This is a genomic window from Brevundimonas sp. MYb52 (assembly GCF_002979535.1).
In the GTDB taxonomy this organism is placed as follows: domain Bacteria; phylum Pseudomonadota; class Alphaproteobacteria; order Caulobacterales; family Caulobacteraceae; genus Brevundimonas.
This window is the reverse complement of record NZ_PCPB01000024.1, coordinates 1-17,482: the sequence shown is the minus strand read 5'-3', so window position 1 is coordinate 17,482 and position 17,482 is coordinate 1. Positions and strand designations below refer to the sequence as shown.

General features: G+C 69.4%; 16 protein-coding genes. 6 read left to right on the top strand and 10 right to left on the bottom strand.

Translation table 11 applies throughout. The annotated features are described in order from the left end of the window. The 3 genes from CQ039_RS16105 to trxA all read left to right on the top strand — a co-directional run. On the top strand, positions 1-878 hold an 878-nt coding region (locus CQ039_RS16105), incomplete at its 5' end, for a PD-(D/E)XK nuclease family protein (protein WP_199183680.1). Continuing rightward, on the top strand, positions 875-4,330 hold the full coding sequence (gene addA / locus CQ039_RS16100) for a double-strand break repair helicase AddA (RefSeq protein ID WP_233190333.1): 3,456 nt from the start codon (positions 875-877) through the stop codon (positions 4,328-4,330). The genes CQ039_RS16105 and addA, both read left to right, overlap by 4 nt. A 123-nt stretch (positions 4,331-4,453) precedes the next feature. Beyond that, a complete protein-coding gene (gene trxA / locus CQ039_RS16095) occupies positions 4,454-4,786 on the top strand; it encodes a thioredoxin (RefSeq protein ID WP_105564921.1) in 333 nt (110 codons plus the stop codon). 93 nt (positions 4,787-4,879) lie between these two features. Here the strand turns inward: trxA and CQ039_RS16090 are convergent, their stop codons facing one another. The 8 genes from CQ039_RS16090 to CQ039_RS16055 form a co-directional block, all read right to left on the bottom strand. After that, entirely contained in the window at positions 4,880-6,154 is a 1,275-nt protein-coding gene (locus CQ039_RS16090) for a folylpolyglutamate synthase/dihydrofolate synthase family protein (protein ID WP_105564922.1), read from the bottom strand. Between the two features lie 8 nt (positions 6,155-6,162). Next, a complete protein-coding gene (locus CQ039_RS16085) occupies positions 6,163-7,053 on the bottom strand; it encodes an acetyl-CoA carboxylase carboxyltransferase subunit beta (protein WP_105564923.1) in 891 nt (296 codons plus the stop codon). Between the two features lie 10 nt (positions 7,054-7,063). After that, positions 7,064-7,906 (bottom strand): tryptophan synthase subunit alpha, encoded by an 843-nt coding sequence (gene trpA / locus CQ039_RS16080; RefSeq protein WP_105564924.1) that lies wholly within the window; start codon positions 7,904-7,906, stop codon positions 7,064-7,066. After that, positions 7,903-8,385 (bottom strand): hypothetical protein, encoded by a 483-nt coding sequence (locus CQ039_RS16075; RefSeq protein WP_105564925.1) that lies wholly within the window; start codon positions 8,383-8,385, stop codon positions 7,903-7,905. Before CQ039_RS16075 ends, trpA begins: the two co-directional genes overlap by 4 nt. Positions 8,386-8,387: 2 nt before the next feature. Further along, on the bottom strand, positions 8,388-9,599 hold the full coding sequence (gene trpB / locus CQ039_RS16070; protein ID WP_105564933.1) for a tryptophan synthase subunit beta: 1,212 nt from the start codon (positions 9,597-9,599) through the stop codon (positions 8,388-8,390). A 44-nt stretch (positions 9,600-9,643) separates the two neighbouring features. After that, complete coding sequence (locus tag CQ039_RS16065) at positions 9,644-10,282, bottom strand: phosphoribosylanthranilate isomerase (protein WP_105564926.1); 639 nt, start codon at positions 10,280-10,282, stop codon at positions 9,644-9,646. A gap of 202 nt (positions 10,283-10,484) precedes the next feature. Next, on the bottom strand, positions 10,485-11,222 hold the full coding sequence (locus CQ039_RS16060; protein ID WP_233190334.1) for a pseudouridine synthase: 738 nt from the start codon (positions 11,220-11,222) through the stop codon (positions 10,485-10,487). Next, positions 11,222-12,121: a class I SAM-dependent methyltransferase gene (locus CQ039_RS16055; RefSeq protein ID WP_105564927.1), complete on the bottom strand. Its 900-nt coding sequence runs from the start codon at positions 12,119-12,121 to the stop codon at positions 11,222-11,224. Before CQ039_RS16055 ends, CQ039_RS16060 begins: the two co-directional genes overlap by 1 nt. Positions 12,122-12,324: 203 nt before the next feature. On the opposite strand from CQ039_RS16055, the gene recQ reads away from it, so the two are divergent. Next, positions 12,325-14,199 (top strand): DNA helicase RecQ, encoded by a 1,875-nt coding sequence (recQ, locus tag CQ039_RS16050; RefSeq protein WP_105564928.1) that lies wholly within the window; start codon positions 12,325-12,327, stop codon positions 14,197-14,199. A gap of 86 nt (positions 14,200-14,285) precedes the next feature. Further along, the gene (locus CQ039_RS16045) at positions 14,286-15,797 is read left to right on the top strand and encodes a S41 family peptidase (protein WP_105564929.1); all 1,512 of its coding nucleotides are present in this window, start codon (positions 14,286-14,288) and stop codon (positions 15,795-15,797) included. 4 nt (positions 15,798-15,801) lie between these two features. Here CQ039_RS16045 and CQ039_RS16040 read toward each other — a convergent pair whose 3' ends face one another. Continuing rightward, positions 15,802-16,680, bottom strand: coding sequence for an alpha/beta fold hydrolase (locus tag CQ039_RS16040; RefSeq protein WP_105564930.1), 879 nt, complete (start codon positions 16,678-16,680; stop codon positions 15,802-15,804). A gap of 102 nt (positions 16,681-16,782) precedes the next feature. On the opposite strand from CQ039_RS16040, the gene CQ039_RS16035 reads away from it, so the two are divergent. Then, positions 16,783-17,226, top strand: a complete 444-nt coding sequence (locus CQ039_RS16035) for a hypothetical protein (RefSeq protein ID WP_146112141.1) — start codon at positions 16,783-16,785, stop codon at positions 17,224-17,226. A gap of 88 nt (positions 17,227-17,314) precedes the next feature. On the opposite strand, the gene CQ039_RS16030 is transcribed toward CQ039_RS16035, so the two are convergent. Then, a partial coding sequence (locus CQ039_RS16030) for a cation:dicarboxylate symporter family transporter (RefSeq protein ID WP_146112129.1) occupies positions 17,315-17,482 on the bottom strand: 168 nt, incomplete at its 5' end.

The following is a 17,482-nucleotide window of genomic DNA, read 5'->3' as shown; positions in this document are numbered from 1 at the left end:
CCCGCCCCATGCCGCGCCCGCCGGTCGAGCGCCGTCCGCGCAGCCTCTACGTCACCCGCATCGAACGCTGGGTGCGCGACCCCTACGCCATCTACGCCCAGTGGGTGCTGGGCCTGAACATCATGGACCGTCCCGGCGCCTCGGCCGAGGCGATGGCGCGCGGCAACGCCGTGCACAAGGCCATCGAGCGCATGACCCTGATGTGGCCCCATGTCCTGCCCGACGACTGCGAAGACCAGATAGAACAGCTGCTGATCGAGGAGCTGACCGCCCACGGTTTCGAGGACGCCGCCATGGCGCGCGAGACGCCGCTAGCGCGCAACTGCGCCCGCTGGCTGGCCGGGTTCGAGGCCGAGCGCCGGGCGCGCGGCGTCACCCTGTTGATCGAACAGCAGGGGACCATGACCTTTGACGCTCCCGCCGGCCCCTTCACCATGAAGGCCTATGCCGACCGCATCGAGGTGGGCGCAAGCGGGGCCGCCATCATGGACTTCAAGACCGGCGGCGTGCCGTCGGGCAAGCAGGTCAAGGCGGGCTTTGCGCCCCAGCTGACCCTGACCGCCGCCATCCTCGCCGACGGCGGCTTCAAAGACACCAACGGGCCGGTTCCCGCCGATGAGCTGACCTATGTCCGCGTCGTCGGACGCAAGAAGGCGGGCGAGGTGGCGGTGCGCGCTTCCGGCCCCGAGGCGGCGGCTCTGGGCGAAGCGGCGCTGGAGGGACTGAAGAAACGGGTCGCCCGCTTCGATCATCCCGACACGCCTTACGTCTCCTGGGCCGCGCCCCAGTTCATGGGCAACTACGGCGGCAACTACGACCATCTGGCGCGCGTCTGGGAATGGCACGTGGTCGGCGGCGAGGAAGGCGACAGCGAATGAACATCGCCACTCCGCAGATGACGGCCACCCCTGATCCGCAGATCCGCGCCGCCGATCCGGCCCTGTCGGTCTTCGTCACCGCCAACGCCGGCTCGGGCAAGACCACCACCCTGGTCAGCCGGGTGGCCCGCCTGCTGCTGGGCGGAGCCGGGGCCTCGGCCATCCTGTGCGTCACCTACACCAAGGCCGCCGCCGCCGAGATGCAGGCCCGCCTGTTCGAGACCCTGGGCAAGTGGGCGGTCATGGACGACGCCGCCCTGTCCGCCGAACTGGCCAAACTGGACGCCAGCGATCCCGCTGGCCTCAATCCCGCCCGCCTGTCCGAGGCCCGTCGCCTGTTCGCCCGCGCGCTGGAGACGCCCGGCGGGCTGAAGATCCAGACCATCCACGCCTTCTGCGAAAAGCTGCTGCGTCGCTTCCCCATCGAGGCGGGCGTATCGCCGCGCTTTACGGTGCTGGAGAACGAAGCCGCCATCGCCCTCAGCCACGCCGCGCGCGAGGAGCTGGCCCGGGCCGCGCTGCGCGACCCCGACGGCCCAGTCGGTCAGGCCTACAGCCACTTCGCCGTCGAGCTGGACTGGGGCCGGTTCGAAGCCCTGCTGGCCATGATCGAGGCCAAACGCGCCGACCTGACCGACTATGTCGCCCGCGTCGGCGACGGCTCGGCCCCCGGCCCACACGTCCTGACCGGCGCCGATCCCGAACAGACGCCGGACGAGATCGAGGCCGACTTCATCCGCTGGCTGGACCGAAACGAAGTCCGCCGCATGGCCGAGCTGATGGCGACCGGCGGCAAGACCGACAAGGACCGCGCCGCCGAACTGATCCACGCCCTTGATCATGAGTGGAGCTTCCACGGCCTCGGTCCGGTTTTCCTCACCGGCTCGGGATCGCCGCGCAAGTCGATGGCGACCAAGCAGGCCCCGCCCGACGCGGGCGGCTGGCTGACCGATCTGCAGGACAAGTATCTGGCCACGCTGGACGTGGTGCGCGCCGCCAAGGTCGCCGCCCACACCATCAAGCTGCTGACGCTCGCCGTGGCCCACGCCGCCTTCTACGAGGCGGCCAAGGCCGAGCGCGGGGCGCTGGACTTCTCGGACCTCGTGGCCAAGACCGTCGACCTGCTGACCGAACGCTCGACCGCCGCCTGGGTGCTGTACAAGCTGGACGGCGGCATCGACCACGTCTTGATCGACGAGGCCCAGGACACGGCGCCCGAGCAATGGGCCATCATGCGCGCCCTGACCGGCGAGTTCTTCTCCGGCGAGGAAACCGACCGCACCGTCTTCGCCGTCGGCGACGAGAAGCAGTCGATCTACTCCTTCCAGGGCGCCCGGCCGGAACGGCTGCGTCAGGAAGCCCAAGACTACCAAGACCTGATTGAAGGCTCAGGCTCGGTATTCAAGGAGGTGCCGCTGGAGACATCGTATCGCTCGACCGAGGACGTCCTGGCCTTCGTCGATCACGCCTTCAATGATCCCGAACGCACCCGCGCCTTGGTCGGCGAGACGGGCGACATTCCGCACCACCTGCCCGCCCGCGTCGGCCAGCGCGGCAGCATCGACCTCTGGCCCCTGTTCATGGACGAGGCCCCGCCCGAGCGCGACGCCTGGGATGATCCGGTCGACCAGGAAGGCGTGGCGGGCGCGAGGAAACGCATGGCGCTCGCCCTGGCCCAGGAGATCAGGCGTCAGGTCGAGACCGGGGCGACCGTCTATGACCGGAACGACCGCCAGCCGCGCGCCAGCGGCTATGGCGACTTCCTCATTCTGGTGCGCCGCCGCGACGCGACGTTTGAAGAGATCATCCGCGCGCTGAAGAAAGAGGGCGTGCCCGTCGCCGGGGCCGACCGGCTGAAGCTGTCCAGCCACGTGGTCTTTGACGACCTGAAGGCGCTGGCCCGGTTTGCGCTCTTCCCCGGCGACGACCTGTCGCTGGCCGAGGTGCTGCGCAGCCCCTTCTGCGATGTGGACGAGGCCTCGCTCTATGATCTGGCCGGGCGCGAGAAGCGTCAGGGCCTGTGGCGCGAGCTGAAGCAACGGGCCGACGAACGCCCCGAATGGCGCGGGGCGCTGGACCTGTGCCTGAGCGCCCGCGCCGCCCGCGACGGCGATCCCTTCGCCTTCTTCTCGACCCTGCTGAACCGGGTGGACGACACCGGCGTTTCTGGCCGCGCCCGCGTCCTGACGCGGTTGGGACGCGAAGCGGAAGAAGCCATCGACGAGACCCTCAATCAGGTGCTGGCCGCCGAGAACCGGGGCGGGGTCGATCTGGAGACCTGCCTGGCCCTGCTGGAAGCCGCCGACGTCGAGGTCAAACGCGAACTGGAAGGGCCGCGCGGCGAGGTCCGCGTCATGACCGTTCACGGCGCCAAGGGGCTGGAGGCGCCCGTCGTCATCCTGCCCGACACCACCATGAAGGCGAAGGCCCAGGGCCCGAGCCTGATGCCCGTCGCGCTGGAGCCCATCGGCATGGGCGACGGCGAGGCCTGGCTGATGTGCCCCGGCTCCTCGAAAGAAGACTGCGCCGCCTCCGAGGCCGCCCGCGCCGCGCGCGAGGCCCGCGTCAGCGACGAATCCCTGCGCCTGCTCTACGTCGCCCTGACCCGCGCCCGCGACCGGGTCATCGTCATGGGACGCGGCTCCAAACGCTCGCCCGAACCCGGCGACTGGTGGTCGGTCATCGAAGAGACCTTCAACCGTCTCGGCGACGAGGTGCGCACGCTGGACAACAATGTCCGCCGCTACGGCGTCGATCTCGACGTCCTGCCCGCCGTCACAGCCAGCGCCGAGACCCGCCCCGAGGCCCCCAACTGGGCGCGCCAGTCACCCGCCCGCGACGCCGCCGCCCGCTTCGCCTCGCCGTCGCAGATGCAGGAGCAGAAGCGCATCCCCGCCCCGTCGCCGCTGGCGCGCGGCGAAGGCCCCGGCGCGGGTCTGGGCCGCTTCCGGCGCGGCGACCTGATCCACCGCTTGCTGGAACGCCTGCCCGATATCGCCGGCCCCGACCGGCCCGACGCCGCCGTGCGGATGCTGGCGCGCGAACGCGACCTGTCGGACGAGCAACGCGCAGAGATGATCGGGGCTGCTTTCGCCGTCCTGAACGACGCGCGCTTCAATCCCGTCTTCGGCGAAGGCTCCCGCGCCGAGGTGGCCCTGACCGGCGCCTCGCCCGAGCTGCCGCCCGGCGTCTCGATCTCGGGCCGCATCGACCGGCTGGTGGTCACGCCCGAGCGGGTGCTGGTGGTGGACTTCAAGTCCAACCGCCCGGCCCCCGATCACGTCGAAGACGCCGACCCGGCCTATGTGCTGCAGATGGCGGTCTATACGGCGGTGCTGCGTCTCCTCTATCCCGACCGCGCGGTCGAGGCGGCCCTGGTCTGGACCGACGGACCCAGGCTGATGGCCGTGCCGCAGAGCCTGATGGACGCGGCGCTTTCAAATGCGCGTTGATTTGTGCGCAAATCGCACCCACATCTGCCGGGAACGCCGAGACTTCCATTCGGCGCGCCACTAACGCGCTCAAGCAGCGAGGCCTCGCAGGCCGAGCGATAGCGCCCTAAAGGAGAGCCATTCATGGCGACTGTCAAAGTCACCGACGAAAGCTTCGACGCCGACGTCCTGAAATCCTCGACCCCCGTCCTGGTGGACTTCTGGGCCGAGTGGTGCGGCCCCTGCAAGCAGATCGGCCCGGCGCTGGAACAGATCTCGGACGAGTTGGCCGGCCAGGTGACGATCGCCAAGGTCAACATCGACGACAGCCCCATGACCCCGTCCAAGATGGGCGTGAAGGGCATCCCGACCCTGATGCTGTTCAAGGACGGCCAACTGGCCTCGATGAAGGTCGGCGCCATGCCCAAGGGCAAGATCGTCGAATGGCTGGCCGAAGCTGGCGTCAAGGCGGACTAAGACGTCTTAGACGATGAGATCGGGCGGCGGCGTCGAAAGACCCGCCGCCTTTTTCATGCGCAGAACAAAGCCCTCCCCCTCGAGGGAGAAAGGTCAGGTAGGCCAGGTCTCGGGACTGGCGCCCAGGACTTCGCCGGCCAGATAGAGCGAGCCGCAGATGACGATGCGGCCGGCGCCCAGGGCCAGGGCGCGATCAAGCGCCTCGTCCACCGAACCCGTCGCCATGGCCCCGAAGCCGCGGCCCTGAGCCACGGCGGCGAGCGCCGCAGGGTCGGCGGCGGAACCGTCGAAGCCGACGGTGAAGACCTGGGCCTCGATGCCCTTGAGGGCCTCGAAGAAGCCGCCCGCGTCCTTGTTGGCCAGCATGGCGACGATCAGGGCCAGAGGGCGCGGCGCCCGCGCCTGACGCTCGGTCAGGGTCCGGGCCATGGCGCGTCCGGCATGGGGATTATGCCCGCCGTCCAACCAAAGTTCGGCGTCGGCGGCTTGCGCCTTCTCGGCATAGGGACCTGCCGTCAGCCGCTGCATCCGCGCGGGCCAACGCACGGACTTCAGCCCCTCGGCGATGGCGACCTCGGGCAGGTCCAGCTCCAGCGCCGCGGCCACGGCCACGCCGGCATTGTCGAACTGGTGCGGGCCGTTGAGCGCCGGGGCCGGCAGGTCGAGGAAGCGTTCTTGATCCTGATAGGCCAGCCCGCCGCGCTCGGCCCAGGCGTCGAAGTCCACGCCCATGACGGTCAGGGGCGAACGGACCTGCGCCGCGCGGCGCTCGATCACGGCCATGACGGCCTCGGACTGACGGGCGATGACGCCGCGCGCCCCGGCCTTCAGGATGCCCGCCTTCTCGGCGGCGACGCCCTCGATCCGGTCGCCCAGGAACTCGGCGTGATCCAGATCGACGGGGGTGATGACGCTCAGCAGCGGCCGGTCGATGACATTGGTGGCGTCCAGCGACCCGCCCAGCCCCACCTCGATGATGGCCAGGTCGGCGGGGGTCTCGCTCATGGCCAGGAAGGCCGCGGCGGTCGTGCTCTCGAACACCGTAGCCTCGCCCGACACCGCCTCGATGCGATCCAGCACATCGTTGAGATAGCCGTCGCTGATCAGGGTCCCGGCCAGACGAATGCGCTCGTTGAAACGCACCAGATGCGGCGAGGTATAGGCATGGACCCGCAGGCCCGCCGCCTCGGCGATGGCCTGGATCAGGGCGACGGTCGAGCCCTTGCCGTTGGTGCCGGCGACATGGACCACCGGCGGCAGCCGATCCTGCGGATTACCCAGCGCCGCGCACAGGGCCCGCATCCGCTCCAGCGACAGGTCGATGCGCTGCGGATGGCGGGCCAGAAGGCGCTGCGAGATCGGGTCCATCGGGGGCCTTAGGCCGCCTTGCGCTTGCCGCCCATCAGCATGGACATGATCTGGCCCAGGGTCGCCGGCAGGTCGCCGCGCGCCACGACCTTGTCGACCATGCCCTTGCTCTGCAGATACTCGGCGCGCTGGAAGCCCGGCGGCAGTTTCTCGCGGATGGTGGTCTCGATCACGCGCGGACCGGCGAAGCCGATCAGGGCGTTCGGCTCGGCCAGATGCACGTCGCCCAGCATGGCGTAGGAGGCGGTGACGCCCCCCGTGGTCGGATCGGTCAGGACGACGATATAGGGCAGTTGCGCCGCCTTCACTTCCTGCACGGCCAGGGTGGTGCGGGCCATCTGCATCAGGCTGAGGGCGCCTTCCTGCATCCGCGCGCCGCCGGCGGCGGTGAAGCAGACGAAGGGCACGCCGCGCTTCACGGCTTCACGCGCGGCGGCCACGAAAGCCTCGCCCGCCGCCATGCCCAGCGACCCGCCCATGAAGGTAAAGTCCTGCACGATGACGACCGCGGCCACGCCGTCGATCTTGCCATACCCAATAGCCATCGTGTCCTTGCGGCCGGCCGCCTTGCGCGCCGCGTTCAGGCGGTCCTTGTAGGGCTTGCCGTCCGAGAACTTCAGCGGGTCTTCCGGCACGTCGGGCGTGTCGATGCTCTCGAACTGACCGTCGTCGAAGGTGGCCTTCAGGCGCGTCGGGGCATTGATCCGCATGTGACGGCCCGACGGCGTGACCCACAGGGCCGCCTCCAGGTCCGTGCGGAACAGCATCTCGCCGCTGTCCGGGTCCTTGACCCACAGGTTGTCGGGCGTGTCGCGCCGGCTGACGATCTTGCGCACGCCCGGAGCGAAGCGGGACAGCCAGCCGCCGCGCGGCTTGTTCTCGGTGTTCTTGTCGACCATGAGCGCGCCTTTAGACGGTTTCCGCGACGGAAGCACTAGTTCTGGCGGTTTTCACCGCATCGGCCAGGGCCTTCACCTTGGCCAGAACGCGGGGGACGGCCGGTTCGTTCGCCGCCAGAGCCGCCGCCACTTCATCGACGAAGACCGAGCCGGCCACCACCGCATCGGCCACGCGAGCGATCTCGGCGGCGCGTTCCGGCGTCTTGACGCCGAAGCCGACAGCGACCGGCAGGTTGGCCGCCTTGCGCACGCGCTCGACGGCAGGGGCGACGGACGCGGCCTGCGCCTCCTTCACGCCCGTCACGCCCGCGACCGAGACGTAATAGACAAAGCCCGAGGTGCCACGCGCGATGACCTTCAGCCGGTCATCGTCCGAGGTCGGCGTGGCCAGACGGATCAGCGACACGCTTTGCGCGTCCAGAGCCGCAGCCAGAGGCCCGGCCTCTTCCGGCGGGCAGTCGACCACGATCAGGCCGTCCACGCCCGCCGCCGCCGCGTCGCGCGCGAAGGCCTCGTAGCCATAGTTCTCGACCGGGTTCAGATAGCCCATCAGGATGACCGGGGTGGCGTCGTCGCCTTTACGGAAATCCGCCACCAGATCGAGCGTGCCGCGCAGGGTCATCCCCGCCGCCAGCCCGCGCAGGGCCGCGCGCTGGATCGGCGGCCCCTCGGCCATGGGGTCGGAGAAGGCCAGACCCAGTTCGATCAGGTCGGCGCCGGCGGCGGGCAGACCGCGCAGGATCTCCAGCGCCTCGTCCCGGCTGGGATCGCCGGTCATGACATAGGGAATAAAGCCGGCCCGGCCTTCAGCCTTCAGTGCGGCGAAGCGGGCATCGATGCGTGCAGTCGTCACTGGGGCGTCGCTCCCGCCGTGGGCTGGCCGGCGCAGACATTGCCGGGAATGGTGGCGAAGCCGAGATAACCGGGAGATTCCGGCGCGGCGGGACCCGCGGTATCGTAGAAGGCCACCATCTGCATCCCGTCGCAGACGCCGCCGTCCTTGCGCTTGATCAGAACGACGCGGTTGTCGTCGCCGCCGGCCGCCAGCCAGCCCTGGCTCTCGAAGTGAGCGATATAGGTTTCGGCCAGGGCGCCGACGCTGGCCAGGGGCGCTGTCACGCAGAAGGCGCGGCCGTTGAGTCCATGCAGGTTGCCGCAGTCGGGCGCGGCCTTGGCGCTCCCCAGAAGCGGGGTGTCGGCGGCGGGCACGCCTTGCGGGCCGGGGCCTGCCGCCTGAACCGGCGCCGGCGCGGCGGGCGCCGCCTGAGTCTTGGCCATCGTCAGGGTCGGCGACACGGCGGCGACCAGGGCCGCGATCAGAAGGGTCTTCATGTTCAAAGCTCCACGCCCAGGTGTTTGGCCACCGTGAAAATGTCCTTGTCGCCCCGGCCCGACAGGACCAGGACGACGTCACCGCCCTTGCCCACCTCGTTCGCCACTTCGCCGATGCGGGCCAGCGCGTGCGAGGGCTCCAGGGCCGGGATGATGCCTTCCAGTTTCGACAGCATCTGGAAGGCCTCCAGCGCCTCGTCGTCGGTGGCCGACAGGTATTCGCCGCGCCCCAGGTCGTTGAGCCAGGCGTGCTCAGGCCCGATGCCCGGATAGTCTAGACCCGCCGAGATGGAGTGCCCTTCCAGAATCTGGCCGTCGGCGTCCTGCAGCAGATAGGTGCGGTTGCCGTGCAGCACGCCGGGGCGGCCGCCCTTGAGGCTGGCGGCGTGTTCGGGGGTGTCCAGACCATGGCCCGCCGCCTCGACGCCGATCAGGCGCACGCCCTCGTCCTCGATGAAGGGGTGCATGGCGCCGATGGCGTTGGAGCCGCCGCCGATGCAGGCGACCACGGCGTCGGGAAGACGCCCGATCTGGGCCAGGGACTGACGCTTGATCTCCTTGCCGATCACCGACTGGAAGTCGCGCACCATGGCCGGATAGGGGGCCGGGCCCGCCGCCGTGCCGATGATGTAATAGGTGTCCTCGACGTTGGTGACCCAGTCACGCATCGCCTCGTTCATGGCGTCCTTCAGCGTCGCCGCCCCCGCCGTCACCGCCGCGACCTCGGCTCCCAGAAGCTTCATGCGGAAGACGTTGGGCCGCTGACGCTCGACGTCCACCGCGCCCATATAGACGGTGCAGGGCAGGCCGAAACGGGCGCAGACGGTGGCCGAGGCCACGCCGTGCTGGCCGGCGCCGGTCTCGGCGATGATCCGCGTCTTGCCCATGCGACGGGCCAGCAGGATCTGGCCCATGCAGTTGTTGATCTTGTGCGCGCCCGTGTGGTTCAGGTCCTCGCGCTTCAGCCAGATCTTGGCCCCGCCGAAATGGTCGGTCAGGCGCTCGGCGAAATAGAGCGGGCTCTCGCGACCGACATAGTGGGTCAGGAAGCCGTCCAGCTCGGCCTGGAAACTCGGGTCGGCCTTGGCCGCCTCGTAGGCCGCGTTCAGCTCGTGAATCAGCGGCATCAGGGTTTCGGGCACGAAACGGCCGCCATAGGGACCGAAGCGGCCCTCGGCGTCAGGCCAGGCGTAGGACTCGGGGGTATTCGACAGGTGTGCGTTCACTAGCGGCAGTCTTTCGCGGGAAGGCGACGAAATCAGGACCGGGATACGGCCTCGAGGAAGGCGCGGATGCGGTCAGGGTCCTTAACACCGGGTTCGCTTTCGACGCCAGAGGAGACATCGACCAAAGGCACCCCCGAAATCCGCACCGCCTCGGTGACATTTTGCGGATCCAGCCCGCCTGCGAGGAACCAGTTTGCCGGAAGCGCCCGGTTCTGCATCAGCGACCAGTCGAACATGGCCCCCACCCCGCCGGGCAGGACCGAGCCCTCAGGCGGCTTGGCGTCGAACAGCAGATGATCGGCCACGCCCGCCCAATCGGCCACGCTGGCGAAGTCGGCTTCGCTGCGGATGGGCAGGGCCTTGATGATCCCCGCCCCGGTCAGCCGCCGCACCTCGGCGGCGCGCTGCGGCGTCTCATGACCATGCAACTGGATCAGGTCGGGCCGCAGGATCAGCCCCACCTCAGTCAGCAGGGCGTCGTCGGGATCGACCAGAACCGCCACGATCTTGGCCCGTTTCCGCGCCCGGTCGAACAGGGTCGCGGCGTGCAGCGGCGGAATGTGGCGCGGGCTCTTCTCGAACACCACCGCCCCGACAAAGCCCGCGCCGCCATGCAGCGCCGCCTCCAGCGTCTCGGGCGTCGTCAGTCCGCAGATCTTGGCCAGGGTCATGGGAGGGAGGTGCGCGAGGGAGACGAAGAGGTCAAGCACGGAAGCCCGCCCTCAATGCCGTCATCCCGGAAGCCCGACAGGGCTATCCGGAACCCAGACGCCAGATACAGGTTCGACCTCAGCGAATAGATCCACCGCCTGGGTCCCGGATCGTCGGCTCGCCAGCGAGCCTTGTCCGGGATGACGGCGAGGGAGAGTCTGTTCAGGCGAAGATCAGCTCGATCTCTTCCGGGCTCAGCAGCTTCCACTCGCCCGGCCCCAGATCATCCGGCAGGACCAGTCCGCCCAGCCGCTCGCGATGCAGGGCCTCGACGTGGTTGCCCGCCGCGGCGAACATCCGTCGCACCTGATGATAGCGCCCCTCGGTGACCGTCAGCAGGGCCTCGGTCGGCGACACCACCTCAAGGATGGCGGGCGCCAGCGGCTTTTCCTCGCCCTCCAGCACCAGATCGCCCGAGGCGAACAGCGCCCCTTCGGTCCCAGTCAGGGGCCGCGCCAGGGTGGCGCGATAGACCTTGGCCACATGGCGCTTGGGCGAAATCACCCGGTGCAGCAGGTCCCCGTCGTCGGTCAGCAGCAGCAGGCCCGAGGTCTGCTTGTCCAGCCGCCCGATGGTCGAGATAGCCGGGTCGCGCCGCTTCCACCGGTCCGGCAGGACGTCATAGACCAGCGCCCCGTCTTCCTTGCGCGAACAGGTCATGCCCAACGGCTTGTTCAGCAGCATGACCAGACCGGCCACCGGGTCCAGCGGCTCGCCGTCGATCTCCATCCGTGTCGGCAGGTCGGGCGTCACCGGGATGCGCTTGGACACGTCCGTCAGGTCGACGCCGTCCAGCACGATGCCGCCCGCCTTGCCCATGCGCGCCATCTCGGCCCGCGAGCCGTAGCCCATGGAACCCAGAAGCTTGTCCACACGGCTGGTTGGCGTCTTGGCGGCCACTACTTCACCGCCTCAAAAATCTTGTAGCCGCCCTTGTCCAGCACCGGCTTCACCCGCTTGAAGGCCGCGTTCAGTTCGGCCTCGTAGGGCAGGTGCCGATTGGCCACCAGCCACAGCACGCCGCCGGTCTTCAGCAGGGCCGCCGCCTGACGGATGAAGTTCTGGCCCAGACGGCGATCCTCGGTCCCGCCGTCATGGAAGGGCGGGTTGCTGACGATGAAGTTCAGCTCGCCCGCCGTCGGCAGGGTGCGCACATCGGCCCATTCAAAGCTGACGCGCGGGTCCTCGACATTCTTCTTCGCCGCCGCGATGGCGCGCCGGTCGATGTCGACCAGACGCAAGCTCGCCACCGCCGGCGAGCGCAGCGCCACCAGCGACAGAGCCCCGAAACCGCAGCCCAGGTCAGCGCCTGCGCCCTTCATCGGCGGCATGACCCCGGCCAGCAGGGCCGTGCCCGGATCGACCCGGTCCCAGGCGAAGACGCCCGGCTGCGACCAGGCCTCCAGCCCCGCGACCTGTTGCATGGCGCCCGCCGCGATGGCCGCATCCAGACCGTCGATGACTTCAGGCCGCGTGACGACGCAGCGGCGATGGTGGGCCTTGGCCGTCTCGCCGACCTCGAGGCCGAAATCCTTCAGCTCCTTGCCCAGACGCGAGCCGCCCTTGCTCTTGTGCGCCATGACGTCGAGGCGTCCGCCGACCTTCAGCGCCCGTAGCGCCATGGCCAGGGTATAGCGCCGCTCCACCACGCCGGGCGGGGCGTAGATCATCGCCTCGTCCACCGAACCGGGGGCGAGGTCTTCCAGCGCAGTCGCGCCGGGGATCAGGGGCGAGGTCTGCACCGCAACGGTCGGAACGTCGAACACCGCCGGCGGGCGGCCATAAAGGATCGTGGTCATGGGCGGCGCTATAGCTCTTTCCTCCCTGTTCGCGAAGCGAATGGGGAGGGGGACCACGAAGTGGTGGAGGGGGCGGCACAGCGGTCAGACGTCGATACGCCCCCTCCGTCACGGCCGCTGCGCGTCCGCGCCACCTCCCCATTGCTGCGCAACAGGGAGGAGAAGCGGGTGACACCCCGGAACGGATCAGGCACAACCCGCCGATGCTCGCTGACCCCCGCCGTTCCGCCCCGCCCGCTTCGCTCGACCTGAGCGCCGCGCGCGAGGTTCTGGGCCGGGTCTGGGGCCACGCCGATTTCCGCGGTCTGCAATCCCATGTCGTGGCCGAGGTTCTGGCCGGGCGCGACGTCATGGCCGTCCTGCCGACCGGCGGCGGCAAGAGCGTCTGCTATCAGATCCCGGCCATCCTGCGCCCCGGCGTCGGCCTGGTGGTGTCGCCGCTGATCGCCCTGATGACCGATCAGGTCGAGGCCCTGAAGCAGCAGGGCGTGGCCGCCGCCCGCCTCGATTCCGGCGTGCCGATGGAGGAGCGCTCGGCCATCTGGCGCGCCGCGCGCTCGGGCGAGCTGGACCTGCTCTATGTCTCGCCCGAAGGTCTGGCCGCCGGCTCCATGCTGGAACGCCTGTCCGAGATCGACCTCAGCCTGATCGCCATCGACGAGGCCCACTGCGTCTCCCAGTGGGGCCACGACTTTCGCCCCGACTATCGCTCGCTAGGCCGTCTGGCCGAGATCTTCCCCGGCACGCCGCGCATCGCGGTGACGGCGACCGCCGACGCCCGGACCCGCGACGACATCCTGGCCTCGCTGCGCCTCGGCGAAGCCCGCGTCTTCGTCGACAGCTTCGCCCGCCCCAACCTGCAGCTCTCGGCCGAGCGCAAGATCAACGGCTCGCGCGCCCGTACCGACGCCGCCGTGGTCGAGCTGGTGCGCGAGCGGCGCGGCAAGTCGGGCGTGGTCTATTGCGGCAGCCGCGACGGCTGCGAGCGCGTGGCCCAGACCCTGCGCGACGCCGGCACCAACGCCATCGCCTATCACGCCGGCTTCGACGCCAAGGACCGCGATCGGCGGCTGGAACGCTTCCTGGCCGAGGACGGCGCCGTCATGGTCGCCACCATCGCCTTCGGCATGGGGGTGGACAAGCCCGACGTCCGCTTCGTCATCCACGCCGATCCGCCCGGCTCGCTGGAAGCCTACTGGCAGGAGATCGGCCGTGCCGGACGCGACGGTGAACCGGCCGAGGGCATCACCCTCTACGGCCCGTCCGACATCGCCTGGTCGCTGCGCCGCCTCGAAGGCCGCCCGATGGCCGAGGAGGTCAAGCAGGTCCAGACGCGCAAGGTCCGCCAGCTGTTCGCCATGCTGGACGGCGCGACCTGTCGTCCCCAGGCCGTGCGCCGCTACTTCGGCGAGCAGGACGCCCAACCCTGCGGCGTCTGCGACATCTGCGGCGACCCGCCGGCGACCTTCGACGCCGTCGTCCCGGCGCAAAAGGCCCTGGCGGCGGTGCAGCGCCTCGGCGAACGCTTCGGCCGGACCCGCGTCGTCGATCACCTGCTGGGCAAGACGAAAGACGTTCAGCCGTGGGAGTCGAACCTGTCCACCTGGGGCATCGGCGCCGACCTGTCGCTGACCGCCTGGCGCGACGTCATCGACCACCTGCTGTTCGAGGGCCTGCTGGTCGAGGACCCGAACGAGGGCAAGCCCATCATCCAGCTGGGCGATCCCGAGGCCGTCCGCGCCGTCTATCGCGGCGAGCGCCCCATTCAGGTGCGCAAGGCGCCGGTCCGCGTGGTCGAGGCCGAGCGCCCGCGCCGCAACGCTGGTCGCAACCTGGCCGCCGAGGCGCTGGACGCGGACGTGCGCGCCCGCTTCGAGGTCCTGCGCGCCTGGCGCCGCGACCGCGCCGCCGAGCAGCACGTCCCGCCCTATGTCATCTTCCAGGACAAGACCCTGGTCGAGATCGCCCTCAATGAACCCCGCAACCTCGACGCCCTGGGCCGCATATCCGGCGTCGGCGCCGGCAAGCTGGAACGCTACGGCAAGGGCGTGCTCGAGGCCCTGCGCGCGGCGGACTGACCCGCGCTCCATGACCAAAGCGTAACTGGAAGCGCCCTCGCGGCCCTGCCATTTCTTGCCCCTGTTCCTGGAGGGGGAGATTGGACATGAAACGGTTTCTGACGGCGGGCGTCGCCTGTCTGGCGATGATGGGCGCACCCCAGGCTCTGGCTCAGGATGCGCCGGCGGCCGAGACGCCCAAGCCCATGCTTCAACCGCGTGACTGGTCCGCGACCCTGGTTCAGGACGCGACCGCCCTGCATGACATCATGGTCGACAGCCACCCCGGCACGCATGATCCGCTCAATCCCGAGTTCCGCGCCCGCCTGGATCAGGGGCTGGCTACGGCGCTGGAACGGGCCAAGACGACCAAGGATGCGGGCGGCTGGTGGTGGACGTTGCGCGCCTATGTCGCCAGCTTCGAGGACGGCCACGTCCAGATCAGCATGACCCAGAGAGACTTCGGTTTTTCGACCCGCTGGCCCGGCTTCCTGACCGTCTATCGCGGCGCCGATCAGGTGGTGGCCAACCGCGACGAGGCCGACGCCGCCGCCCCGCCTCTGAGCGCCCGGCTGATCGACTGCGACGGCGTGGACGCGGCAACCCTGTCCGAGCGGCGCATCGGCCAGTTCCGGGGGCGCTGGTTCCTGGAAGCCATCAAGACCCGCTTCGGCGACTGGATGTTCCTGAATGCGGAAAACCCGTGGCAGACCGAGATGAAATCCTGCCGCTTCGAGGCCGACGGCGCGACCAGGACCTATGCCCTCGACTGGCGCGCGACGCCCGATGATCTGAGCGCCCGCCGCAGCCAGCTGATGCAGAGCGTCCGTCCCGACTTCGCCCTGAAGCATTTCGATGACGGCGGCTTCTGGATCTCGACTCCGACGTTCAATGGCGACCCCTCCAGCGAGAACTACGCCGAACTGACCGCCTTGATCGCCGACATGAAGACCAAACAGGAGGCCCTGCGCCTGGCCCCCTACGTCGTGCTGGACCTGCGCGGCAACGGCGGCGGTTCGTCCCACTGGAGCCAGCTGATGGCCCAGGTCCTGTGGGGCGACGCCTGGATGACCGCCCATCCCGAACCGGCGATCGAGGCCGTCGAATGGCGCGCCTCGGAGGGCAATATCGCCGAAATCTCGGCCTTCCTGGACAAGCTGCATGCCACGAACGGTCAGCCGGAGCTGATCGCCTGGGCTGAAGACGCCATCAAAGGCATGAAGGCGGCGAAGGCCGCCGGTCAGGTCTATTGGCGCAGCACCAATGACGAGGCGCCGTCCGACGCCGCCCCGCCGCCGCCTGCCCCGCAACTGATGGCCGGCCGGGTCTATGTCCTGACCGATTCCAGCTGCGGCTCAGCCTGTCTGGACGCCGTCGATCTGTGGAAGACTGCAGGGGCCCTCCAGGTCGGGCGCGAGACCTCGGCTGACACCGTCTATATGGAAATCCGTGAACCCGTCCTGCCCAGCGGCCTGGCCCAGATCGCCGTGCCGATGAAGGTCTATCGCGGTCGCGCGCGCGGCAACAACGAGCCGCAGCGTCCCCAGTATGTCATCGCGGGCGACATGAGCGACGACGCGGCCCTGCTGGCCTCGATCCGCCGGCTTCAGCCGCGCTGAAACGTCAGCGCAGGAAGCGTTCGACCGCCGCCTGGAAACGGCGCGGCTGGTCGATCATGACCATGTGCTCGGCCCCTTCGATGCGCTCGAAGGCGGCCGGGCGCGGCAGGGAGCGATAGCCAGCGCGGAACAGGCCGTCGATGTGGCTACGCGGGCTGCGGTCGTCCGCGCTCCAGCCATAGACGACGGTGACCGGGGCGGTGATGGCGGGCAGGCGCGCGCGCAGATCCACCGTCATCACCTCGTATAGCCCCTGGGCCAAGGTGCGCCGGTCGCCGCCCTGCCAGCCCAGGGTCCCGAACAGGCTATCGGCGGCCCCGCCCATGTCGGCCCCCATGGCGCCGGCCTGGGTCTTCAACGCCTCGTCGCCGAACAGCAGCAGCCCCTGATAGGCCAGCCGCGCCAGAGGCTCGACATCCCCCGTCGTGGCGCCCGCGCTGATCAGGGAAGGGAAGAAGGGCGAGGCGTCCACCACCATGACCCGCCCCACGCGCGGCCCGGCGTCAGCGGCGACCCGCAGGGCGATCTGACCGCCCATCGAATGGCCGATCAGGGCCGGATGCTGCAAACCGCGCTCAGTGATATATCGCCGGATCTCCGCCGCCGCCGGACCGCCGACCAGACCTTCGCCATTGCCGCCCGCCGCCACCTCGCCGAAGCCGCGCACGGTGACCAAGTGCACCCGATAGCGTCCCTCCAGCGCGCTGGCCGTCCGCGCCCACACCGCCGAGGTCGAGGCCAGGCCGGGGATCAGGATGACGTCCGGCCCCTGTCCCCGCGTCTCGACGACGATGCGGTCGGACTGAAAGGGCGGCGGACTGGCGCCCAGAGCGAGCGTTGGGCTCCAGATCAGGATCAGAAGGCTCAGAAGAATGCGCGTCATGGGATGAACCTAGTCCCGGATCGCGGCGAAGAGTCGGCACACAGCCCCAGTTGAAATTTCACGGTTTCGGGTGTGAAATCCGTTCATCCTGGGGAGGACACGATGAAACCAATCCTATTGACCGCCATTCTCGCCGCCGCCGCCGTCGCGGCCGGCGCGGCGGCCGCCGAAGAATGGAACGCCTTTTCGCGAAACGCCCGGCTGGTCTATCTGGCCGATGTCGGCGCCATCGCCACCGTGGGCGACACGACCAGCGTGCGCGTGGCCCGCATATCCCTGCAATCGCCGGCCGGCGACTACAGTCACAAGATCGACGAATATGAAATCCGCTGCAACGCCAAGCAGGCGCGCATCATCGTCGAGGTCGAATACGGGCCGGATGGCGTTGAGTTGGAACGCTATCCTGAAGCCGACGCCGCCTGGGACGATATTCGCCCCACCAGCCTGAGCGCCTATATCGAGCCCATGGTCTGCAATGGCGATCGTGCGAGCGGGCCCAATGCGCCGTCGATCAAGGCCTTTATCGACGGCGGCCGCGGCCAGTAGCCGCCGAGCTTCCGACCTCATCGCCGCATAGCAAAAAGGCCGCCCCATCGCTGGGGCGGCCGTTTCAGTTTCAGCGCCTGGTTGGAAGTCAGGCGGCGGCCGTCTGGGGCGCGTCCCCATCCCCCTCAGGGATGTCGTCCAGTTCGCCTTCCCACTTGGCGACCACGGCGGCGGCGACGGAGTTGCCGACCACGTTGGTGGCCGAGCGGCCCATGTCGAGCAGGTGATCGACGCCCAGGACGATGGCGATCCAGGC